Source organism: Pigmentiphaga litoralis, from assembly GCF_013408655.1.
In the GTDB taxonomy this organism is placed as follows: Bacteria; Pseudomonadota; Gammaproteobacteria; order Burkholderiales; family Burkholderiaceae_B; genus Pigmentiphaga; species Pigmentiphaga litoralis_A.
On the sequence record NZ_JACCBP010000001.1, the window covers coordinates 3,433,404 to 3,454,399 of the forward strand.

Sequence of the window (20,996 nt, forward strand, 5' to 3'; positions counted from 1 at the left end):
GGTGCGGCGGTGATGGACTCGCTGTAACGCTGAATGGTGCGGAGTAGATTGGTCAAATCTTTCTGCCCCCGGTGATGTCCAGAGCCCCGCTGATCGAGGCCCCCTTGGGTATATCTTCGTGCGTAGCCACCATTCATGCAACGCAATTGATGTTGCTTTCGCACACTTCACGACGCTTTGTCACATCGTGCATTGAAGTAAGGCTCTCCTGCAAGGCGCGAGTTCCTCAATAAGGACGATTCGAACAAATTATTTCGTCGAGGATGAGCCGTTTTTATCCTGCCTATGCTGCATTGTTTTCCCCAAGGATGACAGGGAAACAGGCGCCACGCGCCGGTGCGTCAAACCCCTGTCGCGCGCAGGGTCAATCTTGGACAACGCGAACAAAAAATGCCGCTGGATCGCAGCGGCATTTGTCTTGCTGGCAACCCCCGCGGTTAACGCGGCAGTTCGGTCGCACCCATCAGGAAGGTGTCCACGGCGGCCGCGCATTGGCGGCCTTCGCGGATCGCCCAGACGATCAGGGATTGGCCACGGCGCATGTCACCGGCGGCGAACACTTTATCGACATTGGTGCGATAGTCTTCTGCGTTGGCACGTGCGTTGCCGCGCTGATCGCGGTCCACGCCGAAACCGTCCAGCATCTTCTGCACGGGCGACACAAAGCCCATGGCAAACAGGACCAGGTCGGCCGGGATTTCGAATTCCGATCCGGGCACGTCCACCATCTTCATCTGGCCTGTATCGTCCTTGACCCATTCGACCTTGTTGCCGACGAGGCTGGTGATCTTGCCGTCCTTGCCGACGAACTTGCGCGTGGTGATGCTCCAGTCGCGCTCTGCGCCTTCTTCGTGCGACGACGAGGTACGCATGCGGGTCGGCCAGTAGGGCCAGGTCAGCGCCTTGTTTTCCGATTCCGGCGGCTGTGGCATGACTTCGAACTGCACGACCGACTTGGCGCCGTGGCGGTTGCTGGTGCCCACGCAGTCGGAACCGGTGTCGCCGCCGCCGATCACGACGACGTGCTTGCCGGCGGCCGACAGCTGGCCCTTGATCTTGTCACCCGCGTTGGACTTGTTCTGCTGGCGCAGGAAGTCCATGGCGAAATGCACGCCGTTCAGGTCACGGCCTTCGATCGGCAGGTCGCGCGGCGTTTCGGCGCCGCCCGAGATCACAACGGCGTCAAATTCGGCCTTGAGTTCGTCCGGCGTCTTGCAGGTCAGCTTCCCGCCATAGGCTGCGGCGTCTTCCTGGCTGCCGATGAACGTGGACGGCGCAAAGGTCACGCCTTCCTGTTCCATCTGCGCCATGCGGCGGTCGATCAGCCATTTTTCAAGCTTGAAGTCGGGGATGCCGTAGCGCATCAAACCGCCGATACGGTCGTTCTTTTCGAACAGCGTGACGTCATGGCCGGCGCGCGCCAGTTGCTGGGCACAGGCCAGTCCGGCCGGGCCGCTGCCCACGACCGCAACTTTCTTGCCGGTCTTGAGCTTGGGCGGCACGGGCACGACCCAGCCGTTTTCCCAGGCCTTGTCGATGATCGCGTGTTCGATCGACTTGATCCCGACGGCGTCGTTGTTGATGTTCAGCGTGCAGGCCGCTTCGCACGGGGCGGGGCACACACGTCCCGTGAATTCCGGGAAATTGTTGGTCATGTGCAGGACGTCGATCGCCTGCTTCCAGTTCTGGCGGAACACCAGGTCGTTCCAGTCCGGAATGATGTTGTTGACCGGGCACGCGCTGGAGCAGAACGGAATGCCGCAGTCCATGCAGCGGGCGCCCTGCTGCTTGGCAGCGGTGTCGTCCAGACGAACGACGAATTCCTTCCAGTGCTTGACCCGCGAGTCCGGCGCTTCGGAGGCTTCCTTCAGCCGTTCGAACTCGAGAAATCCAGTGACCTTACCCATGGCTATATCCTGACGATTTTTTGTGATGTTGAGTGGGTGATGCGCGAGCCTCAGGCCGCCAGTTGTTGTCCGTTCTGTGCCTGCCACATCTCGCCAAGTGCACGGCGGTATTCGGTCGGCATGACCTTCACGAACTTGCTGCGCGAGACTTCCCACTTGTCCAGCATGTCGCGGGCGCGGAAGCTGCCCGTGTAGCGGAAGTGATTTTCGACCAGGCGGCGCAGGATCGCTTCGTCGGTTTCCTGCTCGCCGCCCCGCACCATGCTGTGACGCAGGCGCTGGGCGTTTTCCTTTTCCTGCGCCGCGCTGGTCATGACCGGTTCGAGGTCGACCATGGCCAGGTTGGTGCGCGAACGGAAGGTGCCGTCCGGATCCCACACAAAGGCCACGCCGCCCGACATGCCTGCCGCAAAGTTGCGGCCGGTGTCGCCCAGCACCACGACCGTGCCGCCGGTCATGTATTCGCACCCGTGGTCACCCACGCCTTCCACCACCGTGGCCGCACCCGAGTTGCGGACCGCGAAACGTTCGCCGGCCACGCCGTTGAAATACGCTTCGCCCGACAGCGCGCCGTACATGACCGTGTTGCCAGCGATGATGTGTTCCGGGCCGTAGCCGCGGAAATCGTTGGGCGAACGCACGATGATGCGGCCACCCGACAGCCCCTTGCCGGCGTAGTCGTTGGCTTCGCCCACCAGGTCCAGGGTGATGCCGTGCGCCAGGAAGGCGCCGAAGCTCTGTCCGGCCGTGCCGGTGCACTGGATGTGGATGGTGTCGTCAGGCAGGCCGTCATAGCCGTACTTGCGGGCGACCGTGCCGGACAGCATGGCGCCGATCGTGCGGTTCACGTTGCGCACCGGCACGATGAACGACACCTTTTCGCCGCGATCCAGCGCCGGGCGGCTGCGTTCGATCAGTTGATGATCGAGCGCCTTGGCCAGGCCGTGATCCTGTTCTTCGACCTGACGGCGCGGCACGTCGGCCGGCACGTTGGGCTGGAAGAAGACACGGGTGAAGTCCAGGCCGCGGGCCTTCCAGTGTTCGATGCCGGCGCGGGTGTCGAGCAGGTCCACACGGCCCACCAGGTCGTCGAACTTGCGCACGCCCAGCTGCGCCATCAGTTCGCGCACTTCGTCGGCGATGAAGAAGAAGAAGTTCACCACGTGTTCAGGCTTGCCCTGGAACTTGGCGCGCAGCACCGGATCCTGGGTGGCCACGCCTACCGGGCAGGTGTTCAGGTGGCACTTGCGCATCATGATGCAGCCTTCGACCACCAGCGGCGCCGTGGCAAAGCCGAATTCGTCGGCGCCCAGCAGCGCGCCGATCACGACGTCGCGGCCGGTCTTCATCTGGCCGTCGGCCTGCACGCGGATACGGCTGCGCAGGCGGTTCAGCACCAGGGTCTGCTGGGTTTCGGCCAGGCCGAGTTCCCAGGGCGTGCCGGCATGCTTGATCGACGAGATCGGGGATGCGCCCGTGCCACCATCGTGGCCGGCGATCACGACGTGGTCGGACTTGGCCTTGGCCACGCCCGCGGCCACGGTGCCGACGCCGAATTCGGACACCAGCTTGACCGAGATCGAGGCCTGCGGATTGGCGTTCTTCAGGTCGTGAATCAGCTGCGCCAGGTCTTCGATCGAGTAGATGTCATGGTGCGGCGGGGGCGAAATCAGGCCCACGCCCGGGACCGAGAAGCGCAGCTTCGCGATGTAGTCGGTGACCTTGTGGCCAGGCAGCTGACCGCCTTCGCCAGGCTTGGCGCCCTGCGCCATCTTGATCTGGATCTGGTCGGCGCTGGCCAGGTATTCGGCGGACACGCCGAACCGGCCCGATGCGACCTGCTTGATCTTGGAGCGCATGGAATCGCCCGCCAGCAGCGGCACGTCGGCCACGATCCGGTCGGCGCCCAGCACGGATGCCAGGGTGTCGCCATCCTTGATCGCCGACTGGCCGCTCTGCATTTCGGCGCGGTAGCGGATTTCGTCTTCGCCGCCTTCCCCGGTGTTCGACTTGCCGCCGATCCGGTTCATGGCCACGGCCAGCACGGAGTGCGCTTCGGTCGAGATCGAGCCGAGCGACATGGCGCCCGTCGCGAAACGCGTCACGATGTCCTTGGCGGATTCCACTTCTTCAAGCGGAATGGCCTTGGCCGGATCGAACTTGAACTCGAACAGGCCGCGCAGCGTCATGTGGCGCTTGCTCTGGTCATTGATGAGCTGGGCGTATTCCTTGTACGTGCGGTAGTTGTTCGCGCGGCTGGCGTGCTGCAGCTTGGCGATCGCATCGGGCGTCCACATGTGGTCTTCGCCCTTGACCCGGAAGGCGTATTCGCCGCCCTCGTCCAGCGCGTTTTCCAGCAGCGGGTCGTTGCCGAAGGCCGCACGGTGGATGCGGATCGATTCTTCGGCGACTTCAAAGATGCCCACGCCCTGGATGTTGCTGGACGTGCCCGGGAAGTACTGCTCGACCAGCGAACTGCTCAGGCCGATGGCTTCGAAGATCTGCGCGCCGGTGTACGACATGTAGGTCGAAATGCCCATCTTGGCCATGACCTTCTGCAGACCCTTGCCCACCGCCTTGGTGAAGTTGTAGATGGCCTTTTCGCCCGACACCTTGGGGTTGTTGGCGTGTTCGGCCAGCAGCGCTTCCATGGCGAGGTAGGGGTGCACGGCTTCGGCGCCGTAGCCACCCAGCAGCGCAAAGTGGTGCACCTCACGCGCCGAACCCGTTTCGATCACCAGGCCGGTGCTGGTGCGCAGGCCGGCGCGGATCAGGTGCTGGTGCACGGCCGACGTGGCCAGCAGCGCCGGGATCGGCACGCGGGTGGCGTCAACCAGGCGGTCCGACACGATCAGGATGTTATAGCCGCTCTTGACCGCATCGACAGCCTGCGCGCACAGCGCGGCCACGCGGGCCTGGATGCCTTCCTTGCCCCAGGCTGCCGGGTAGGTCATGTCGAGTTCGAAGCTCTTGAACTTGCCGCCGGTGACGCGTTCGATGTGGCGGATCTGCGCCATGTCGGCGAAGTCCAGCACCGGCTGCGCGACTTCCAGGCGCAGCGGCGGGTTCACGTTGTTGATGTCCAGCAGGTTGGGCTTGGGGCCGATGAACGACACCAGCGACATCACCAGGTTTTCGCGGATCGAGTCGATCGGCGGGTTGGTGACCTGCGCAAACAGCTGACGGAAGTAGTTGTACAGGCTCTTGTTGCGGTTCGACAGCACGGCCAGCGGCGAGTCGTTGCCCATCGAACCGGTGGTTTCTTCACCCAGTTCGGCCATGGGGCGCAAAATGAACTTGTAGTCTTCCTGCGTCCAGCCAAAGGCCTGCTGGCGATCCAGCATCGGCACCGACGAGCGGCTTTCGGCGATTTCTTCGGCTGCGGGTTCGGCCAGCGTGTCCAGCTTGATGCGCAGGCGTTCGATCCATTGGCGATAGGGCTTGCTGTTGGACAGCTGGTCTTTCAGTTCCTTGTCGTCGATGATGCGGCCCTGTTCCAGGTCGATCAGGAACATCTTGCCCGGCTGCAGGCGCCATTTCTTGACGATCTTGCTTTGCGGCACGGGCAGCACGCCCGATTCCGACGCCATGATGACCAGGTCGTCGTCGGTCACGATGTAGCGGGCCGGACGCAGGCCGTTGCGGTCCAGCGTGGCGCCGATCTGGCGGCCGTCCGTAAAGGCAATGGCGGCGGGGCCGTCCCACGGTTCCATCATGGCAGCATGGAATTCGTAGAAGGCGCGGCGGGCCTCGTCCATTTCGGTGTGCTGTTCCCAGGCTTCCGGGATCATCATCATGATCGCGTGGGCGATGGGGTAGCCGGACATGACCAGCAGTTCAAGGCAGTTGTCGAACGTGGCGGTGTCGGACTGGCCTTCGTAGACGATGGGGTACAGCTTTTTCAGGTCGTCGCCCAGCACCGGCGACTGCATGACGCCTTCACGGGCGCGCAGCCAGTTGAAGTTGCCCTTGACCGTGTTGATTTCGCCGTTGTGGGCGATCAGGCGGTACGGGTGGGCCAGCGGCCAGGCCGGGAAGGTGTTGGTGGAAAACCGCTGGTGCACCAGCGCAAGTGCCGACACGGCGCGTTCGTCGGCCAGGTCGCGGTAGTAGCGGCCGACCTGGTCGGCCAGCAGCAGACCCTTGTATACGACGGTACGGGTCGAGATCGACGGCACGAAGTATTCCTTGCCGTGCTTCAGGCGCATCGCCTGGATCGCGTGCGACGCCATCTTGCGGATCACGTACAGCTTGCGTTCCAGCGCGTCCGGCACCATGACGTCGCCGCCGCGGCCGATGAACAGTTGGCGAATGACGGGTTCGTGGGCGCGTACGGTAGGCGACATCGGCATGTCGGTGTCGATCGGCACGTCGCGCCAGCCCAGCACGACCTGGCCTTCGGCGCGCACGGCGCGCTCGAGTTCCTGTTCACAGGCCAGGCGGGATGCGATTTCCTTGGGCAGGAAGACCATGGCCACGCCGTATTCGCCTGGCTGCGGCAGGTTGACGCCCTGGCGCGCCAGTTCCTCGCGGTAGTACGCGTCGGGAATCTGGATCAGGATGCCGGCCCCGTCGCCCATGAGCGGATCGGCGCCGACGGCACCCCGGTGGTCCAGGTTTTCAAGGATCTTCAGGCCTTGCTGGATGATGGAGTGGCTTTTCTTGCCCTTGATGTGCGCAACGAAGCCGACACCACAGGCGTCGTGTTCATTGGCCGGGTCATACATGCCCTGCGCTTCGGGCGCGGTATGGATGGCCGGCGCGGCAGCGGCTGCCCGGGTATGACCGTTGAAGCCGATGCGGCTGGCGTCGATGACGGCCATCTGGACTTGCGACGACGGGGACACCGAGGAGGGATCCTGGTGGGAATGGGGCATGAAACGCTCCGGTAAAGCGACCCGGCAAAGGAACGGGTCGTGGACAGGTCTGACAGGATGGGCAGGTCGCGGCCAGGCAATGCATGACGTGCAGGGCTGGCGGGCACCGATAGCCTGACGATACTGCGGCGCAGCAGCCGGCGCAAGGACAATATTAGGGGACTGTCCCTTTTATTTATTCAGCCTTACCGCTTCAGACATTTAATTGGGGACGGACCATTTTCTCATCCCCCGTACATCCAGCATCCATGCGCGTTTCAGGGCGGTTGGCGAACTGCGGTTTCCGGTCCCGAAGACTCGTCCTTTTGCGCCGCGTTCTCCACCCCTGCTTCCATTGCCGGCGCGACCGTCTTGCGCGGCCGGCCACGTTTTGCGGCGGCGGGCCGTCGGCTGGCCGCGCCGCCCCCCAGCATTTCCAGGAAGCTGTCCGATCCCAGGGCCCACTGGCCCTGCAACGCCCGTCCGATGGCGTCCGCGTCGCGCGACGACAATCCTGCCAATATGTAGCGGCGGTATTTGGCCTGGCGGTCGAACGGGGTATTGCCGTAGGCCCAGTAGTCGCCGTGATCGTGCAGAAAGGGTTGCTTGGCGCCGCCCATGTGCGCGGCGGCCGATGACCATCTCCATTGCTCGGCGTCATCTGTCAGGGCTTGTCGCAGCGGCAGGGTTTCAACCCAGGCTTGCGCCGGCAGGACCCAGGCGCCGGGTTCCACTAGCGTGGACCGGTAGCGGCCCTGGAAAACCGGGCCGGACCGCAAATGCGCCGCCAGCCGGCGGCCGATGGCCTGCAGCAGGCCGGCCAGACCATTCGAGCCGGCGGGCGTTGCAAGCAGCAGTAACTGGTCGGGCGCCAATGTCCACCCATGCAGCGCGACGCCATGCATGCGGGCTTCGTCGGCCAGCCATGCCGCGACACGATCGAAAAGCGCCGCCACCGACCCTTCCGAAGGGGCCAGGGGCGAGGTAAACCGGGCCTGCGCAAGGTGCGGAAGGCCAGCTGCGTAGAGTCTGGGAAGACGTGCCATCCGCTCAGGTTACAATAAAAAGGGACAGATGGCTCGGCCTTACCGTGTCGCCGCATTTTTGCGAATTTTTACAGAACATCCGGCAAGAAAAGCTGTCTATTCTTATAGGTCGGGTACGTTGGTTATCCGCGCGCCATCAAGGCAAATGCCAAGCAAAGGCGCAAGCAGGAATGAGGTGTCTGCCGGGCGGGACCGCAGCGCAGCACAGGGCGGCAAGGCCTGCCCTTGCACCATACATTCCGGCTATCGCAGCTATCAAAAAGACGCATTAGCACTCGGTTTGCTGGAGTGCTAACCTTGATGCATTGGGAGGTATGAATCCATGAACAAATCGTTGAAGCAGTCCCCCGTCGTCCCTGCCGGTTTCGGCCCCGGAGCGCTGGCCATGGCAATTGCCAATCCAGGTGCGCTCGGTACGATAGAGGCATATATCGGCGCGGTGAACCGCCTGCCGGTGCTGACTGCCGACCAGGAAACGTCGCTGGCCCGTCGCTATCAGGAAACCGAAGACCTGGGCGCCGCCCGCGAGCTGGTCCTGTCGCACCTGCGTCTGGTGGTGGCGATCGCTCGCCAGTACCTGGGCTATGGGTTGCCGCATGCCGACCTGATCCAGGAAGGCAACGTGGGCCTGATGAAAGCCGTGAAGCGTTTCGATCCGGAACGTGGCGTGCGCCTGGTGTCGTTCGCGATTCACTGGGTCAAGGCCGAAATCCACGAGTACATCCTCAAGAACTGGAAGCTCGTGAAGGTCGCGACCACGAAGGCGCAGCGCAAGCTGTTCTTCAATCTTCGCAGCATGAAGAAGGACTCGCGTTCGCTCACCCCGGATCAGGTCACCGAGATCGCGACCGCGCTGAACGTGCGTCCGCAAGACGTGACCGACATGGAAGTGCGGCTGTCGGGCCAGGATATGGCGCTTGAAGGCCGCGGGACGGACGACGGCGAAACGGATTTTGCGCCGATCGCCTACCTGTCGGACGAAGGGCAGCATGAGCCGACCCAGGTGCTGGAAGGACGCCGCCGCGACGAGCTGCATGGCGTTGGCTTGCACTCGGCGCTCGACGCGCTGGACGACCGGTCGCGCCGCATCATTGAAGCGCGCTGGTTGAAGGATGAAGGCGGTCTGACCTTGCAGGAACTCGCTTCCGAGTTCGGCGTGTCGGCAGAACGCATTCGCCAGATCGAAGCGCGCGCCATGGTCAAGATGCGTGGCGCGTTGGCCGAATACGCCTGAGCGGACACCATCGCCTGACTGGCTTCACCGCCGGCACGGCAAGAAAAAAAGCGGCCACGGCCGCTTTTTTCTTTTGCGCCCATACACCGGTTTAGACGGCAGGACGACCTCGACACACTCTGTTACCTGCTGAGGCTCATTTAATGAAGAAAAAAGCGACAACCGGGAAACTTCTGGCTTTCGCAGGCGCCTAACTATCAGTTGGGGCACAAACAGGCGCAATGCCTTGTGTCGGACGTCGTGAGGCCCCCCCGCCTTCACGCCGTTCTTCCGGACAGTCTTGTCGGTACCAGCGTACGTCCGCCTCTGTATTTCTCCTCCCTCCCCCCCACTCGAGGCGGATATGTTAACGGGGCACCGCAAGGTGCCCCGTTTTTTTATGCCCGCCGGAATCGTTGCCCGCTGGAGTGTCAGTCGAGCAACTGACGAATGTCGGACGCCAGCGCATCGGGCGTGGCCGTATGCCGGCCGTACAAGCGCAGATTGCCCTTGGGGTCGAAAATGTAGATGCCCGCCGAGTGGTCCATGCTGTAGGAACCCGGTTCCTTGCCGGGAACCTTGGCGTAGAAGACCTTGAACGACTTGGCGACCCGGGCGGTGTCTTCCGCCGACCCTGACAGCCCCAGGAACCGCGGATCGAACTGCGTCACGTAGTCCTTAATGACGGCGGCGGTGTCGCGTTCCGGGTCGACCGTCACGAAGACGACCTGCACTTTGTCGGCGTCCGGCCCCAGCCGTTTCATGACCTCGGCAAAATTCGCCAGCGTGGTCGGGCAGACATCGGGGCACTGAATGAATCCAAAAAAGACCACCACGGCCTTGCCGCGAAAGTCGGCCATGCCGCGCCTGGCCCCGTTGTGGTCCGTCAGGTTCAGGTCTCCGCCGATATCGCTGCCCGTGACGTCCGTGCTGTTGAACGCCAGTTCCTTGCGTTGGCAGCCAGCCAGGGCGCCGGCCATCAGACCGGCCAGCGTCAGTGCGGCGCCAGCACGCAGGACCAGACGCCGGCGCGGGAAAAGAGAGGATGTCATGAGCAGGACGCCAAGGCGCCGCAAGGAAAACGAACAGTCGGAAAAACCGGCAGGTCAGACGTTCAGCAGCCAGTGATCAGCCAGCAAGGCGGCGAACAGCAGCGACAGATACAGGATCGAGAACTTGAACATGCTGCGCGCCAGGGCGTCGCTGTACTGACGGTACAGCTTCCAGGCATAGCCCACGAAGATCGCACCCAGCACCAGCGCGCTCACCAGGTAGACCCAGCCGCTCATGCGGATCACATAGGGCAGCAGCGTGGTCGCCAGCAGGGCGATGGAATACAGCAGGATATGGAGCCGGGTCAACGCTTCGCCGTGCGTGATCGGCAGCATCGGCAGGCCCGAGTTTTCGTAGTCGCGGGTGCGATAGAGCGCCAGCGCCCAGAAGTGCGGCGGGGTCCACACAAAGATGATCAGCACCAGCAGCCAGGCTTCGGCCGGGACACTGTTGGCCACGGCGGCCCAGCCCAGGGCGGGCGGCATGGCGCCCGACAGGCCGCCAATCACGATGTTCTGCGGCGTGCGCGGCTTCAGGATGATCGTGTAGATGATTGCGTAGCCGACAAAGGTGGCGAAGGTCAGCCACATCGTGAGCGGATTGACCCATCGGTAGAGCACGAACATGCCCGCGCCGCCAACGATGCCGGACACCAGCAGAATGTGCGGCGCGCTGATTTCCCCGCGGGCCGACGCCCGATGGGCGGTGCGTGTCATCTTGGCGTCGACCTGCTCTTCGATCAGGCAATTGACCGCAAAGGCCGCCGCCGCCAGCAGCCAGATCCCGATCGTGGCCGACAACACGGTCTGCCAGGGCGGCAACGTGGGCGACGCCAGGAACATCCCGATGACCGCGCAGAACACGGCCAGCTGGGTGACCCGGGGCTTGGTCAGGACCAGGTATTGACGGATGCGCAGGTTGGCGCGCGACGCGGTAAGGCTTTCCATGGCTGAAGGTTAACTCAAGCGTTCGTGCTGGCGACAGCGCCCACCGGCGGCGGGTCGGCCCGTCCGGCGTGGGACAGGCGCACGATCAGGGTGATGCAGAGGATGGTCAGAACCGCCGCGCCGCCGTTATGCAGCACGGCAATCACTATAGGCCATTGCAGGAAAATGCTGGTCAGGCCGGTCAGCAGCTGGACGAGCAGCATGATGTTCAGCAGGCGGGCCGGACCGCGCGTGCCGGGAATGCGCTTCAGCTTGAAGGCCAGCCACCCCAGATAGATCAGGACGACAAAGGCGAAGTTCCGGTGCGTCCAGTGGATGGCCGTCAGGGCGTCTTGCGAAATGATCTCGCCGCTTGGCAGTTCGCCCAGCGCACGGATGATGGAATAGCCGCTCTTGAAGTCCATGGGCGGAACCCACTCGCCGTGGCAGGTTGGAAATTCCAGGCAGGCCAGGGCCGCGTAGTTAGTGCTCACCCACCCGCCCAGCGCCAACTGGGTGAACAGCAGGACCAGGCCAATGATCGCTGCGGTTCGCCATCGTCGGGCGTCAGCCGGAATCGGAATGTGCGCCTGCTGGTTGGCGGACAGCCAGGTCAGCAGGGACAGCAGGATCATGCCGCCCAGCAGGTGCGCCGTTACCACCACCGGCATCAGCTGATGCGTCACCGTCCACGCGCCAAACGCCCCTTGCAGGCACACCGCCGGCAGGATAATGGTCGCCAACCAGGGCGACTGCGCCAGCGTCTTGCGATGACGCCAGGCCATGAACACGATCGCAATGATCAGGATGCCCAGCAGCGTGCCGACATAGCGATGGATCATTTCGATCCAGGCCTTGGGCACGGTGACCGGGCCGTCCGGCATCGCCTGCACCGCCGCATGGATATCCGCCCGCGCGCCGATCGGCGTCACGTTTCCGTAGCAGCCAGGCCAGTCCGGACAACCCAGACCGGAGTCGGACAGCCGCACAAAGGCCCCGAACATGATCAGGTCGAAAGTCAGGAACATCGTGACCGCGACGAGCTTGGCGTACCGCGCACGGATGCGGGCAAACCGCGACGGCGCGGGATCGGGTGTTCCTGTGGTTGGGGAATGAGCGGACATCATGCGTGTCTGTACCTGTTACCCGATGCGCGAGGCTTTCAGCAGTTCGCCGATGTCGTTGCGCAGTTCGGCCGGATCCGGATTTTCGGGGAAACGCATCATCAGGTTGCCGCGGGGATCCACCAGCCAGATGTGCTTGCGCAGCGCCTCGGGGGTGTTGGCCACGCCGTCGGGCAAGGCCAGGAAGTCGGCAATCTGGCGCGCATCGCCACGCACGAAGCGCATGCCTTCGTAGGCGCGGATCACGATCGTCGGCACGGGTTCCTTGTCGTTGATCAGCCAGACCCGTTCGATCCGGCCGATTTCCTTGCCGGTGCTGGCGTGGGTCTGGCGGATGATGAACAGGTTCTTGGCGCAGGCTTCGTCGCACGCGCCGGAATTGCTGCTGATCAGCACCCACTTGCCGTACAGGCTGCGCAAGTCGAAGGGCGTGCCGTCCAAATTGGTCAGCGGCATGACGGCGGCGTCGGGGACCGGACGCTGCGGCGTGATCAGCTGGCCATAGTTGGTCGAGCCCGCGGGCCGCCAGTTCAGGAAATAGGCGGCGGCCGCGAACAGTACCGGCGCGGCGCACACCAGCAACACCATGAACAGGGTAAAGGTCGAGCGCTTCGGCGGCGGCGCGTTGCGGCCGCGCGGGTCAGCGGCGCGAGAAACGGAGGTGTCGGACAAGAAGCACTCCAAAAGCAATGGCGGCAATGGCCGCGAAAGAAAACCACTGCAGCGCATAGCCGCGATGCATGTCGGTATTGGCCGGTGGCGCGGGCCAATCCTGCACCAGGTTGCCGTCGGGCTGCGACGACTGCAGTACCGCGGGCAGCACGGTCAGGCCGCTGGCGCGCGCAAAGGCGGCCACATCCAGGTTCTGTACCCGGGGCAGCGGCCCGTCGGCCGGTTGCCGATCGGCAGGCAGCCGGTCGGGCAGCACGGCCGCCTTGCCGGCGCCCAGGCTCGACAGTTCGAGCAAGCGGGGAATATGGGAGAGCACCGTGCCGGACACCTTGACCTGGCCTGCGGGCGCGGGCACCGCGCTGAGCGGCTGATCGGGAAATTGCCGGGGCAGCCACCCTCGCAGCACCAGGACGACCGGGCCGGCACCAGTGTAGCCGCCGGCCGTTGTTGGCGCCTCGGACGAATTGTCCAAGCGTAGCGGCGTCACCACCCAGAATCCCGGCCGGCCGCCGGCGGTCCGGTTGTCCAGCAGCACGGTCAGATCGGGCAGCCACTGGCCTTGAGCCGAAGCCGGCCGCCAGGCGGTCAGGTCCGCAGGCGGCGTGGACGCCACCACCTGCAAGGGCGCCTGGCGTTTGCCCGCTTCCACCTGTGCAAGCAGCGCGGCCTTTTCCTTGCCGCGCGCGACCTGCCACCGCCCGAGCGACACACATACCAGCACCGTGATGGCCAGCAGCACGAGCGCGACCACGACGCGGCCGCGGCTGGGCCGCGCCTTGCTGGCAGGGCCAGACGGGGGCATAGCCTTTTGTTGCACCGGCGGGGTCCCCATCAGGCCCGGGGCACTGCGATAATCGACGCTTGCGGGAGGAGTTTGATGCGCATCATTGTTGCCATTGCCTTTATCGGCATTCTGTACAGCCTGGCGTCCGCCCTGTTTTTCCTGATGCGGGACAAGGGCAAGACCAACCGGACCGTCAATGCACTGACCGCCCGGATCGGCCTGTCGGTCATGCTGTTTCTGTTCGTGCTGTTCGCGCACTGGATGGGGTGGATCCAGAGCACCGGGCTGCGCTAGGCCGTTTGACATGCGGGCCGCGCCCTGAAAAGACAAGGCGGATGGCGGCGGTACGTGCCGCTGCCATCCGCCTTGCCGAGTCATGACCGAAGGGCTTGGAACCAGTAAGGGCTTAGAACCAGTACACGAACAGGTACAGGCCCAGCCACACCACGTCAACGAAGTGCCAATACCACGCGGCGCCTTCGAAGCCGAAGTGCTGATCCGCCGTGAAATGGCCTTTGATCAGCCGCCGCAGCACCACGGCCAGCATTAACGCGCCCAGGCACACGTGGAAGCCGTGGAAGCCTGTCAGCAGGTAGAACGTCGAACCGTAGGCACCCGAGGTCAGGCGCAGATTCAGTTCGGTGTACAGGTGGTAGTACTCGTAGGCCTGGACACAGACGAACGTCAGGCCCAGCAGCACGGTAATGGCCAGCCACGTGATGCACTTGCTGCGAAGGTTTTCGCGCAGGGCATGGTGGGAGATCGTCAGCGTGATGCCCGACGTCAGCAGTAGCGCCGTGTTGATCGTGGGCAGCCAGAACGGGCCGACCGTGGCGAACGCCTCGACCACGCCTGCCGGACCCTGGTTGGGCCAGACCGCCGAGAACGCGGGCCACAGCACCTGGCGGTGGTCGAAGTTGCCCAGCCACGGCGTGGTGAACACGCGGGTGTAGAACAGCGCGCCAAAGAACGCCGCAAAGAACATGACTTCGGAAAAGATGAACCAGCTCATGCTCCAGCGGTAGGAGACGTCCACGCGCCGGCTGTACATCCCGCCTTCGGACTCGGCGATCGCGTCGCCGAACCACTGGTAGAGCACGAACAGGAAACCGAGCACCCCGGCCAGGACCACCCAGGGGCCCATCGCGATGTCGTTGACCCACATGACCATGCCGCCGCCGAAGAACAGCAGCGCCAGGCTTCCCGTGGCCGGATGAACGGACGGGGCCGGGACAAAGTAGTACGGCGCCTCCGTGCTTTCAACCGAGTGACCTGCACTCATCACAACTCTCCTTCGCGATGTCTATGTAATACGTTCTTTTTATGAAAGTCGGGGCGGTCGCTGCGCGGCCGCCGTGCTGCCTCTACCCTACCACCGCCTGCACGATTCCAACCAGCACCAGCACCAGCAACGCCGCCATCAGGACCCCCGCGATCACCAGGTGAACGGGGTTCAGGTTGGCCATGTCCTGCTGGTAGTCCTTGCCGCGGCGCAGTCCGATGAAGGACCACAGCACGGCCTGGACCGTCTGGAAGAAATTGAGCTTGCGCGCCGTTGCGCGGGATTCCACGCGCGGCTCGGTCATACGCCCCCCGCCCCCGCGCCTGCCGTGTCGTCTTTCTGGGCGGCCGTGCGACCGGCCACTTCAAAGAACGTGTACGACAGGGTGATGGTGGTCACTTCTTTCGGCAGCTTCGGGTCAACCACGAAGACCACCGGGAACTGACGCGTTTCGCGCGCCTTCAAGTCCTGCTGCGTGAAGCAGAAGCACTCGATCTTCTTGAAATACTGTCCTGCCGCCATGGGCGCGTAGCTCGGTATCGCCTGCCCGACCATTTCGCGGTCCTGCTGGTTGGCGATCTCGTAGGTGATCGTGGCCAGTTCGCCCGGATTCACTTCCATCGACGTTTGCACCGGCCGGAAGCGCCACGGGCCGTGGATGTTGGCGTCGAACACGATCTTGATGGTGCGCGACGCGTCCACCTGGGTGTTCTTGGCGAACTCGACCGCGTCATCGTCGATCTTGGTCAGGAAATTGATGCCCGTGACTTCGCAGATCGCCTTGTACATGGGCACCAGCGCGTAGCCAAAGCCAAACATGAGCAGGATGATGACCGCAAGCTTGCCCAGCATGCGACGGTTGTCGCTTGCGGGGCCTGGCGTCTTGTCTTGCGGTGTCGTCATGGCATGCCTCTAGCCGTAATAGACCTTCCTGAGGATGACCATCAGGAAGAATCCAATGGCGACTGCGGCAAGGATGATGCCCAGTCGCCGGTTGTTGCGGCGTTGTTCCGGCGTCATTACTTGACCAACGGAGGCGTCTCGAACGTGTGGAACGGCGCGGGCGACGGCACCGACCACTCCAGGCCGCCGTCTTCGGCGCCCCAGGGGTTCGCGGGCGCCGGTTCGCCCTTGCCGGCAAACGCCTTCAGCACGATGTACAGGAAGAGCAGCTGCGACAGGCCGAACCAGAAGGCGCCGATGGTGGCGATCTGGTGGAAATCGGTGAACTGCGCGGCGTAGTCGGCATATCGACGCGGCATGCCGGCCAGACCCAGGAAGTGCATCGGGAAGAAGGTGACGTTGAACGAGATCAGCGACGACCAGAAGTGCAGCTTGCCCAGCTTTTCGTCATACATGACGCCGGTCCACTTCGGCAGCCAGTAGTAGGTGCCGCCGAACAGCGAGAACAGCGAACCCGCCACCAGCACGTAGTGGAAGTGCGCCACCACGTAATAGGTGTCCTGCACCTGGATGTCGATCGGGGCCACGGCCAAGATCAGGCCGGTGAAACCGCCCATCGAGAACACGAAGATGAAGCCCACCGCGAACAGCATCGGGGTTTCGAACGTCATGGAACCGCGCCACATCGTGGCCAGCCAGTTGAAGATCTTCACGCCGGTCGGCACCGCGATCAGCATCGTCGCGTACATGAAGAAGAGCTGGCCGGTGACCGGCATGCCGGTCGTGAACATGTGGTGCGCCCACACGATGAAGGACAGGATGGCGATCGACGAGGTCGCGTAAACCATCGAGGCGTAGCCGAACAGGCGCTTGCGGGCGAACACCGGCACGATGGCCGAGACGATGCCGAACGCCGGCAAGATCATGATGTACACCTCGGGGTGCCCGAAGAACCAGAAGATGTGCTGGTACATGACCGGGTCGCCGCCGCCGGCCGCGTTGAAGAACGACGTGCCGAAATGACGGTCGGTCAGGACCATGGTGATGGCGCCGGCCAGCACGGGCATGACGGCGATCAGCAGGTAAGCCGTGATCAGCCAGGTCCAGCAAAACAGCGGCATCTTCATCAGGGTCATGCCAGGCGCGCGCATGTTCAGGATGGTGACGACAATGTTGATGGCGCCCATGATCGACGAAGCGCCCGCGATGTGCAGGGCAAAGATCGCCATGTCCATGCCGGGGCCCATCTGCACCGACAGCGGCGCGTACAGCGTCCAGCCGGCGGCGGTGGCGCCACCCGGCACGAAGAACGACGCGCTCAGCAGGATGCCCACCACGGGCAGCAGCCAGAAGCTGAAGTTGTTCATCCGGGCAAACGCCATGTCGGATGCGCCGATCTGCAGCGGGATCATCCAGTTCGCGAAGCCCACGAAGGCGGGCATGATCGCGCCGAACACCATGATGATGCCGTGCATAGTGGTGAACTGGTTGAACAGTTCGGGCTGGAAGAACTGGATGCCGGGCTCGAACAGTTCGGTGCGCAGCAGCAGGGCAAGCGCGCCCCCCATCAGCAGCATCGTGAACGAGAAGATCAGGTACATCGTCCCGATGTCTTTGTGGTTGGTTGCGAACAACCAGCGACGCCACCCGGTCGGACGTGCGTGGGCGTGGTCGTCGTGCGCATGATCATGCCCGTGGGCGTGGTCGATCGCGGTGCTGCTCATGATGGCTCCTTGCTGCTCTGTACTGCTGTCATCGTGCGTGACGATGGACATCCATTCGAATACGAAACCTGAAATCCCTGGCTATGAGGCCTTCGGCGGCCGGCCGGAGCGATCAGCGGGCGGCTTTCAAATCGGCGGGTTGCACGACCGGATCGGTCCCCTTACCGGCGTTGCTCCAGGCATTGCGGGTATAGGTGATGACGGCAGCAAGTTCAGTGTCGGACAGGTGGGCAAACGATGCCATCGCCGTCCCTGGACGTCCTTTCAGCAGTGTCTCGATCTGCCGGGCCTTGGGTCCCAGAACGGCGGCATCACCATCCAGCGCCGGGAACGTGCCAGGCACGCCCTTCCCGGTCGCCTGGTGACAGGCCACGCAATTCGAGGCAAAGACCGTCTGGCCGCGCGTCTTGAGCTCGTCGGCAGTCCAGACCTTGTTGGGATCGTCGGCGAGGGCAGCCATCGCCTTCTTCTTTTCATCGACCCACTTTGTGTAATCTTCGGCGGACACCACCTTCACCACGATGGGCATGAAGGCGTGGTCCTTGCCACAGAGTTCGGCGCACTGGCCGCGGAATTCGCCGATCTTTTCGGCGCGGAACCACGTGTCGCGCACGAAACCGGGGATCGCGTCCTGCTTGACGCCGAACGACGGCACCATCCAGGCGTGGATCACGTCGTTGGCCGTGGTAACCACACGGATTTTCTTGTCGACCGGCACCACCAGCGGGTTGTCGACTTCCATCAGGTAGTTGTCACCCTTGGGCGCGGTACCGTCGCGCTGGTCGGCCGGCGTGGCCAGGTTGGACAGGAAACCGATGCCCTCGCCTTCGCCGGTCAGGTAGTCGTAGCCCCATTTCCACTGGTAGCCGGTGGCCTTGACGGTCAGGTCGGCGTTGGTGGTGTCCTTCATGGCGACGACGGTCTTGGTCGCCGGAAGCGCCATGCCGATCACGATGACGAAGGGAATGATCGTCCAGGCGATCTCGACCCCGATGCTTTCATGGAAGGTCGCCGGCTTGGCGCCGCGCGATTTCCGGTGCGCCCAGATCGAATAGAACATCACGGCGAACACCGCGATGAAGATCACCAGACAGATCGCCAGCATCATCCAGTGCAGCCACTGGATCTGCGAGGCGATGCTCGTGACCGGCTCATGCAGGTTGAGTTGATTGACCTTCGGGCCGCCTACGCTGTCGTTGACCGCCAGCGCTGCGCTGCTGGCCAGCATATTTGCGAACAAGGCTCCTACCCACCCACTCAACCACTTCTTCATGTCCGACCTCGAAGAACATCGTTTACTTTCAGGCAGTCGAGCCCCGGCTGCGTATCTCCTCGCAGCGCTCCCCCGGCCAACCACTAAATTAATTGTTATTTGCGGTGTCTTAGCAGGTTAATGCTTAGAACCGCCGGATTATACGGGTACGTGGGAAGGCGCAGCAAATGCGCTGCACGCTTCCTCTTGCTCATCGTTTCGCCGAACGTCCGATCGACGCCACGGATAGTCGGGTTTCCCCTGTAGCCAATTTGTGAGACCCCGCCCGCCACGCATGACCATACGCCACTTCCAGCGTCAGGTGGATACGGCCGTCGGGGGCGCGTTGGGCGTCCAGCGCGGCGGCCAGGCGATCGCGCCAGGCCCGTCCGGCCAGCCCGCGCCGCCGTCCGGCCGCCGGATTGCCACCCAGGCGGCGCACGTCCAGCAGCAGCGACGCCGGGTCGTTGTAGGTCAGCGTCAGGATTTCCTGGTCCATGACCGGATCGGCAAAGCCGCTTTCGATCAGCAGGTCGCCAAAATCATGCATGTCGACGAACGGCGGCGTGGCGGTGTCCAGCCCGGCCTGCCCCACGGCGTCCCGCAATTGTTTGAAGGTATTGGGGCCCAGGCAGCTGAACATGACGAGTCCGCCTACTTTCAGGACCCGGCGCCATTCTTCAAGCACGTGATGCGGTTCGGCATGCCAGTGCAGGGCCAGGTTGGACCACACCATATCGAATTGTTCGGGCGGCAGGCCGGTGGCGGCCAGATCGGCTTCCAGGAAGTCCGGGGCAGTCGAGCCGGCGCGTCCCACCAGGCCCATGACGCTTTGCCGCATGCGGGCCACCGCCGATGGCTGGAATTTCCGGCGCGCGTGGTCGAGCAGGGATGGGCTCAGGTCGACGCCGGTGTAGTGAGCAGCAGGGTAGCGTTCACGCAACACGGGCAGCGCAGCCCCCGCGCCGCAACCGGCGTCGAGCAGCGCTGCCGGATCGACACGGATGTAGTCCAGGCGCTCAAGCATGCGCCGCGCGATTTCCCCATACAGGAATTGCGCTTCTTCGAGGTCGCCGCGGCGATCGAACTGGCGCACGACATGCCGGCCGACCAGGGGCAAGGCGGGAAGCCGTGCGGCGGGGGCGGCGGCGGGCATGGATGTTTCTGTCATTGCGGGTGGGCACACGTATCAAGGGAGTCTTTACACTACGGCAGAGCATCGGGTGGACTGCGCCGCCCTCTCATCATGCCATGGCTTGCCACGGCCCATGTCCACCGTACCTTGCCACGCCTGCACGCTCGCACGCTTCATGCCCATACCGCCGCTCCGGTTTCCCCTGCCGCGCTGGACGCCGCCCCGCTTTTGGGCGGCGGGCCGGTGGCGCGCCCGTGCCGCCGATGCCGTCGCGATGGCGCGCGCCCGGCTGCCGACCGACTGCCCCCTGTGCAGCGCGCCGGCGCGGGGTGGCGCGCTGTGCCGCGCATGTGATGCCGAGGTCACGGGCCTGCTGCGCAGCGCGCCCGGCACGGGCATGACCTGGCGCTGCCTGCGGTGCGCGCTGCCCCTGCCCGAGCATGACAGTCCCTGCCCCGATTGCGCGGAGCGGGATACGGCGTTCGACCGAACGGTGACCGCGCTGGATTACGTTCCGCCGGCCGACGCGCTGATCCTGCGCATGAAGGCGCAACGCCACTACGCGCAGGGCGACCTGCTCGGCAACCTGCTGGCCGAAGCCATCCGCCACGACGGGCGGGCGCTGCCGGCCGGGACCGTGCTGCTGCCGGTGCCCGCCAGCCGCGACGCATTGCGGGCGCGAGGCTTCAACCCGGCGGCGGAAATTGCCCGCGCGCTGGGCCGCGACCTGGGCTTGCCGGTGCGGCACGATTGGGTGGCGCGCACCCGGCAGCAGGCGCAGCAGCACACCCTGGGCCGGCTGGAACGCCGGGAGGCCGCGCAGGGCCTGTATGCTTGCGCACCCGGCGTGCGGGGCAGGCATATCGGGATCGTCGACGACGTCATGACCACCGGCAGCACCCTGCACGAAATCGCGTTGGCGCTGAAGGCGGCCGGCGCCGCCAGCGTGACGGCGCTGGTCGCGGCGCGTACGCCCCATCCGCCCGATGCGGGAACGATCGCGCGGCCGGATGTTCGCAAGGCAGGGACGAATTTTCGCAGACAACGTGAATAACGATTTCGAACCATTTCAAAACCCGATGATCCCGCCGACTTCCGACCGCTTCTGGTCTACCTTAA

General features: G+C 64.1%; 18 protein-coding genes. 3 read left to right on the top strand and 15 right to left on the bottom strand.

The features are described 5' to 3' along the window. Positions 1-437: 437 nt before the first annotated feature. The 3 genes from HD883_RS15555 to HD883_RS15565 form a co-directional block, all read right to left on the bottom strand. Positions 438-1,907, bottom strand: a complete 1,470-nt coding sequence (locus tag HD883_RS15555; RefSeq protein ID WP_179583838.1) for a glutamate synthase subunit beta — start codon at positions 1,905-1,907, stop codon at positions 438-440. Between the two features lie 50 nt (positions 1,908-1,957). Next, positions 1,958-6,730: a glutamate synthase-related protein gene (locus HD883_RS15560; protein WP_373563434.1), complete on the bottom strand. Its 4,773-nt coding sequence runs from the start codon at positions 6,728-6,730 to the stop codon at positions 1,958-1,960. Between the two features lie 311 nt (positions 6,731-7,041). Then, on the bottom strand, positions 7,042-7,719 hold the full coding sequence (locus HD883_RS15565) for a hypothetical protein (RefSeq protein WP_179583833.1): 678 nt from the start codon (positions 7,717-7,719) through the stop codon (positions 7,042-7,044). 412 nt (positions 7,720-8,131) lie between these two features. Here HD883_RS15565 and rpoH point away from each other — a divergent pair, with 412 nt between their 5' ends. Beyond that, complete coding sequence (gene rpoH, locus HD883_RS15570; RefSeq protein ID WP_179583831.1) at positions 8,132-9,043, top strand: RNA polymerase sigma factor RpoH; 912 nt, start codon at positions 8,132-8,134, stop codon at positions 9,041-9,043. A gap of 410 nt (positions 9,044-9,453) precedes the next feature. On the opposite strand, the gene HD883_RS15575 is transcribed toward rpoH, so the two are convergent. The 5 genes from HD883_RS15575 to HD883_RS15595 are packed head-to-tail and all read right to left on the bottom strand — an operon-like array spanning position 9,454 to position 13,599. Next, positions 9,454-10,074: an SCO family protein gene (locus HD883_RS15575; RefSeq protein WP_179583829.1), complete on the bottom strand. Its 621-nt coding sequence runs from the start codon at positions 10,072-10,074 to the stop codon at positions 9,454-9,456. Positions 10,075-10,128: 54 nt separating this feature from the next. After that, the gene (gene cyoE / locus HD883_RS15580) at positions 10,129-11,022 is read right to left on the bottom strand and encodes a heme o synthase (RefSeq protein WP_179583827.1); all 894 of its coding nucleotides are present in this window, start codon (positions 11,020-11,022) and stop codon (positions 10,129-10,131) included. 14 nt (positions 11,023-11,036) lie between these two features. After that, positions 11,037-12,125, bottom strand: coding sequence for a COX15/CtaA family protein (locus HD883_RS15585; protein WP_179583825.1), 1,089 nt, complete (start codon positions 12,123-12,125; stop codon positions 11,037-11,039). An 18-nt stretch (positions 12,126-12,143) separates the two neighbouring features. Further along, entirely contained in the window at positions 12,144-12,797 is a 654-nt protein-coding gene (locus tag HD883_RS15590) for an SCO family protein (RefSeq protein ID WP_179583823.1), read from the bottom strand. Further along, positions 12,766-13,599, bottom strand: a complete 834-nt coding sequence (locus HD883_RS15595; protein ID WP_179583821.1) for an SURF1 family protein — start codon at positions 13,597-13,599, stop codon at positions 12,766-12,768. Before HD883_RS15595 ends, HD883_RS15590 begins: the two co-directional genes overlap by 32 nt. A 75-nt stretch (positions 13,600-13,674) precedes the next feature. On the opposite strand from HD883_RS15595, the gene HD883_RS15600 reads away from it, so the two are divergent. Beyond that, positions 13,675-13,875 (top strand): twin transmembrane helix small protein, encoded by a 201-nt coding sequence (locus tag HD883_RS15600; RefSeq protein WP_179583819.1) that lies wholly within the window; start codon positions 13,675-13,677, stop codon positions 13,873-13,875. Between the two features lie 112 nt (positions 13,876-13,987). Here HD883_RS15600 and HD883_RS15605 read toward each other — a convergent pair whose 3' ends face one another. From HD883_RS15605 to HD883_RS15630, 7 genes are all read right to left on the bottom strand, one after another. Then, positions 13,988-14,863, bottom strand: coding sequence for a cytochrome c oxidase subunit 3 (locus HD883_RS15605; protein ID WP_179583817.1), 876 nt, complete (start codon positions 14,861-14,863; stop codon positions 13,988-13,990). 82 nt (positions 14,864-14,945) lie between these two features. Further along, positions 14,946-15,152 (bottom strand): DUF2970 domain-containing protein, encoded by a 207-nt coding sequence (locus HD883_RS15610; protein WP_373563378.1) that lies wholly within the window; start codon positions 15,150-15,152, stop codon positions 14,946-14,948. Positions 15,153-15,163: 11 nt separating this feature from the next. Beyond that, a complete protein-coding gene (locus tag HD883_RS15615; RefSeq protein WP_179583813.1) occupies positions 15,164-15,766 on the bottom strand; it encodes a cytochrome c oxidase assembly protein in 603 nt (200 codons plus the stop codon). 9 nt (positions 15,767-15,775) lie between these two features. Further along, positions 15,776-15,883: a cytochrome oxidase small assembly protein gene (locus HD883_RS27475; protein WP_218863127.1), complete on the bottom strand. Its 108-nt coding sequence runs from the start codon at positions 15,881-15,883 to the stop codon at positions 15,776-15,778. Then, positions 15,883-17,490 carry a cytochrome c oxidase subunit I gene (gene ctaD, locus HD883_RS15620; protein WP_179583812.1) on the bottom strand — a complete coding sequence of 536 codons (1,608 nt, stop codon included), beginning with the start codon at positions 17,488-17,490 and terminating at the stop codon, positions 15,883-15,885. Before ctaD ends, HD883_RS27475 begins: the two co-directional genes overlap by 1 nt. Positions 17,491-17,602: 112 nt before the next feature. Further along, positions 17,603-18,763 carry a cytochrome c oxidase subunit II gene (gene coxB / locus HD883_RS15625; protein WP_179583811.1) on the bottom strand — a complete coding sequence of 387 codons (1,161 nt, stop codon included), beginning with the start codon at positions 18,761-18,763 and terminating at the stop codon, positions 17,603-17,605. A 190-nt stretch (positions 18,764-18,953) separates the two neighbouring features. Further along, entirely contained in the window at positions 18,954-19,898 is a 945-nt protein-coding gene (locus HD883_RS15630) for a methyltransferase domain-containing protein (RefSeq protein ID WP_179583810.1), read from the bottom strand. A 112-nt stretch (positions 19,899-20,010) separates the two neighbouring features. Here HD883_RS15630 and HD883_RS15635 point away from each other — a divergent pair, with 112 nt between their 5' ends. Beyond that, positions 20,011-20,931 (top strand): ComF family protein, encoded by a 921-nt coding sequence (locus HD883_RS15635; protein ID WP_257022228.1) that lies wholly within the window; start codon positions 20,011-20,013, stop codon positions 20,929-20,931. The last annotated feature ends 65 nt before the right edge of the window (positions 20,932-20,996 follow it).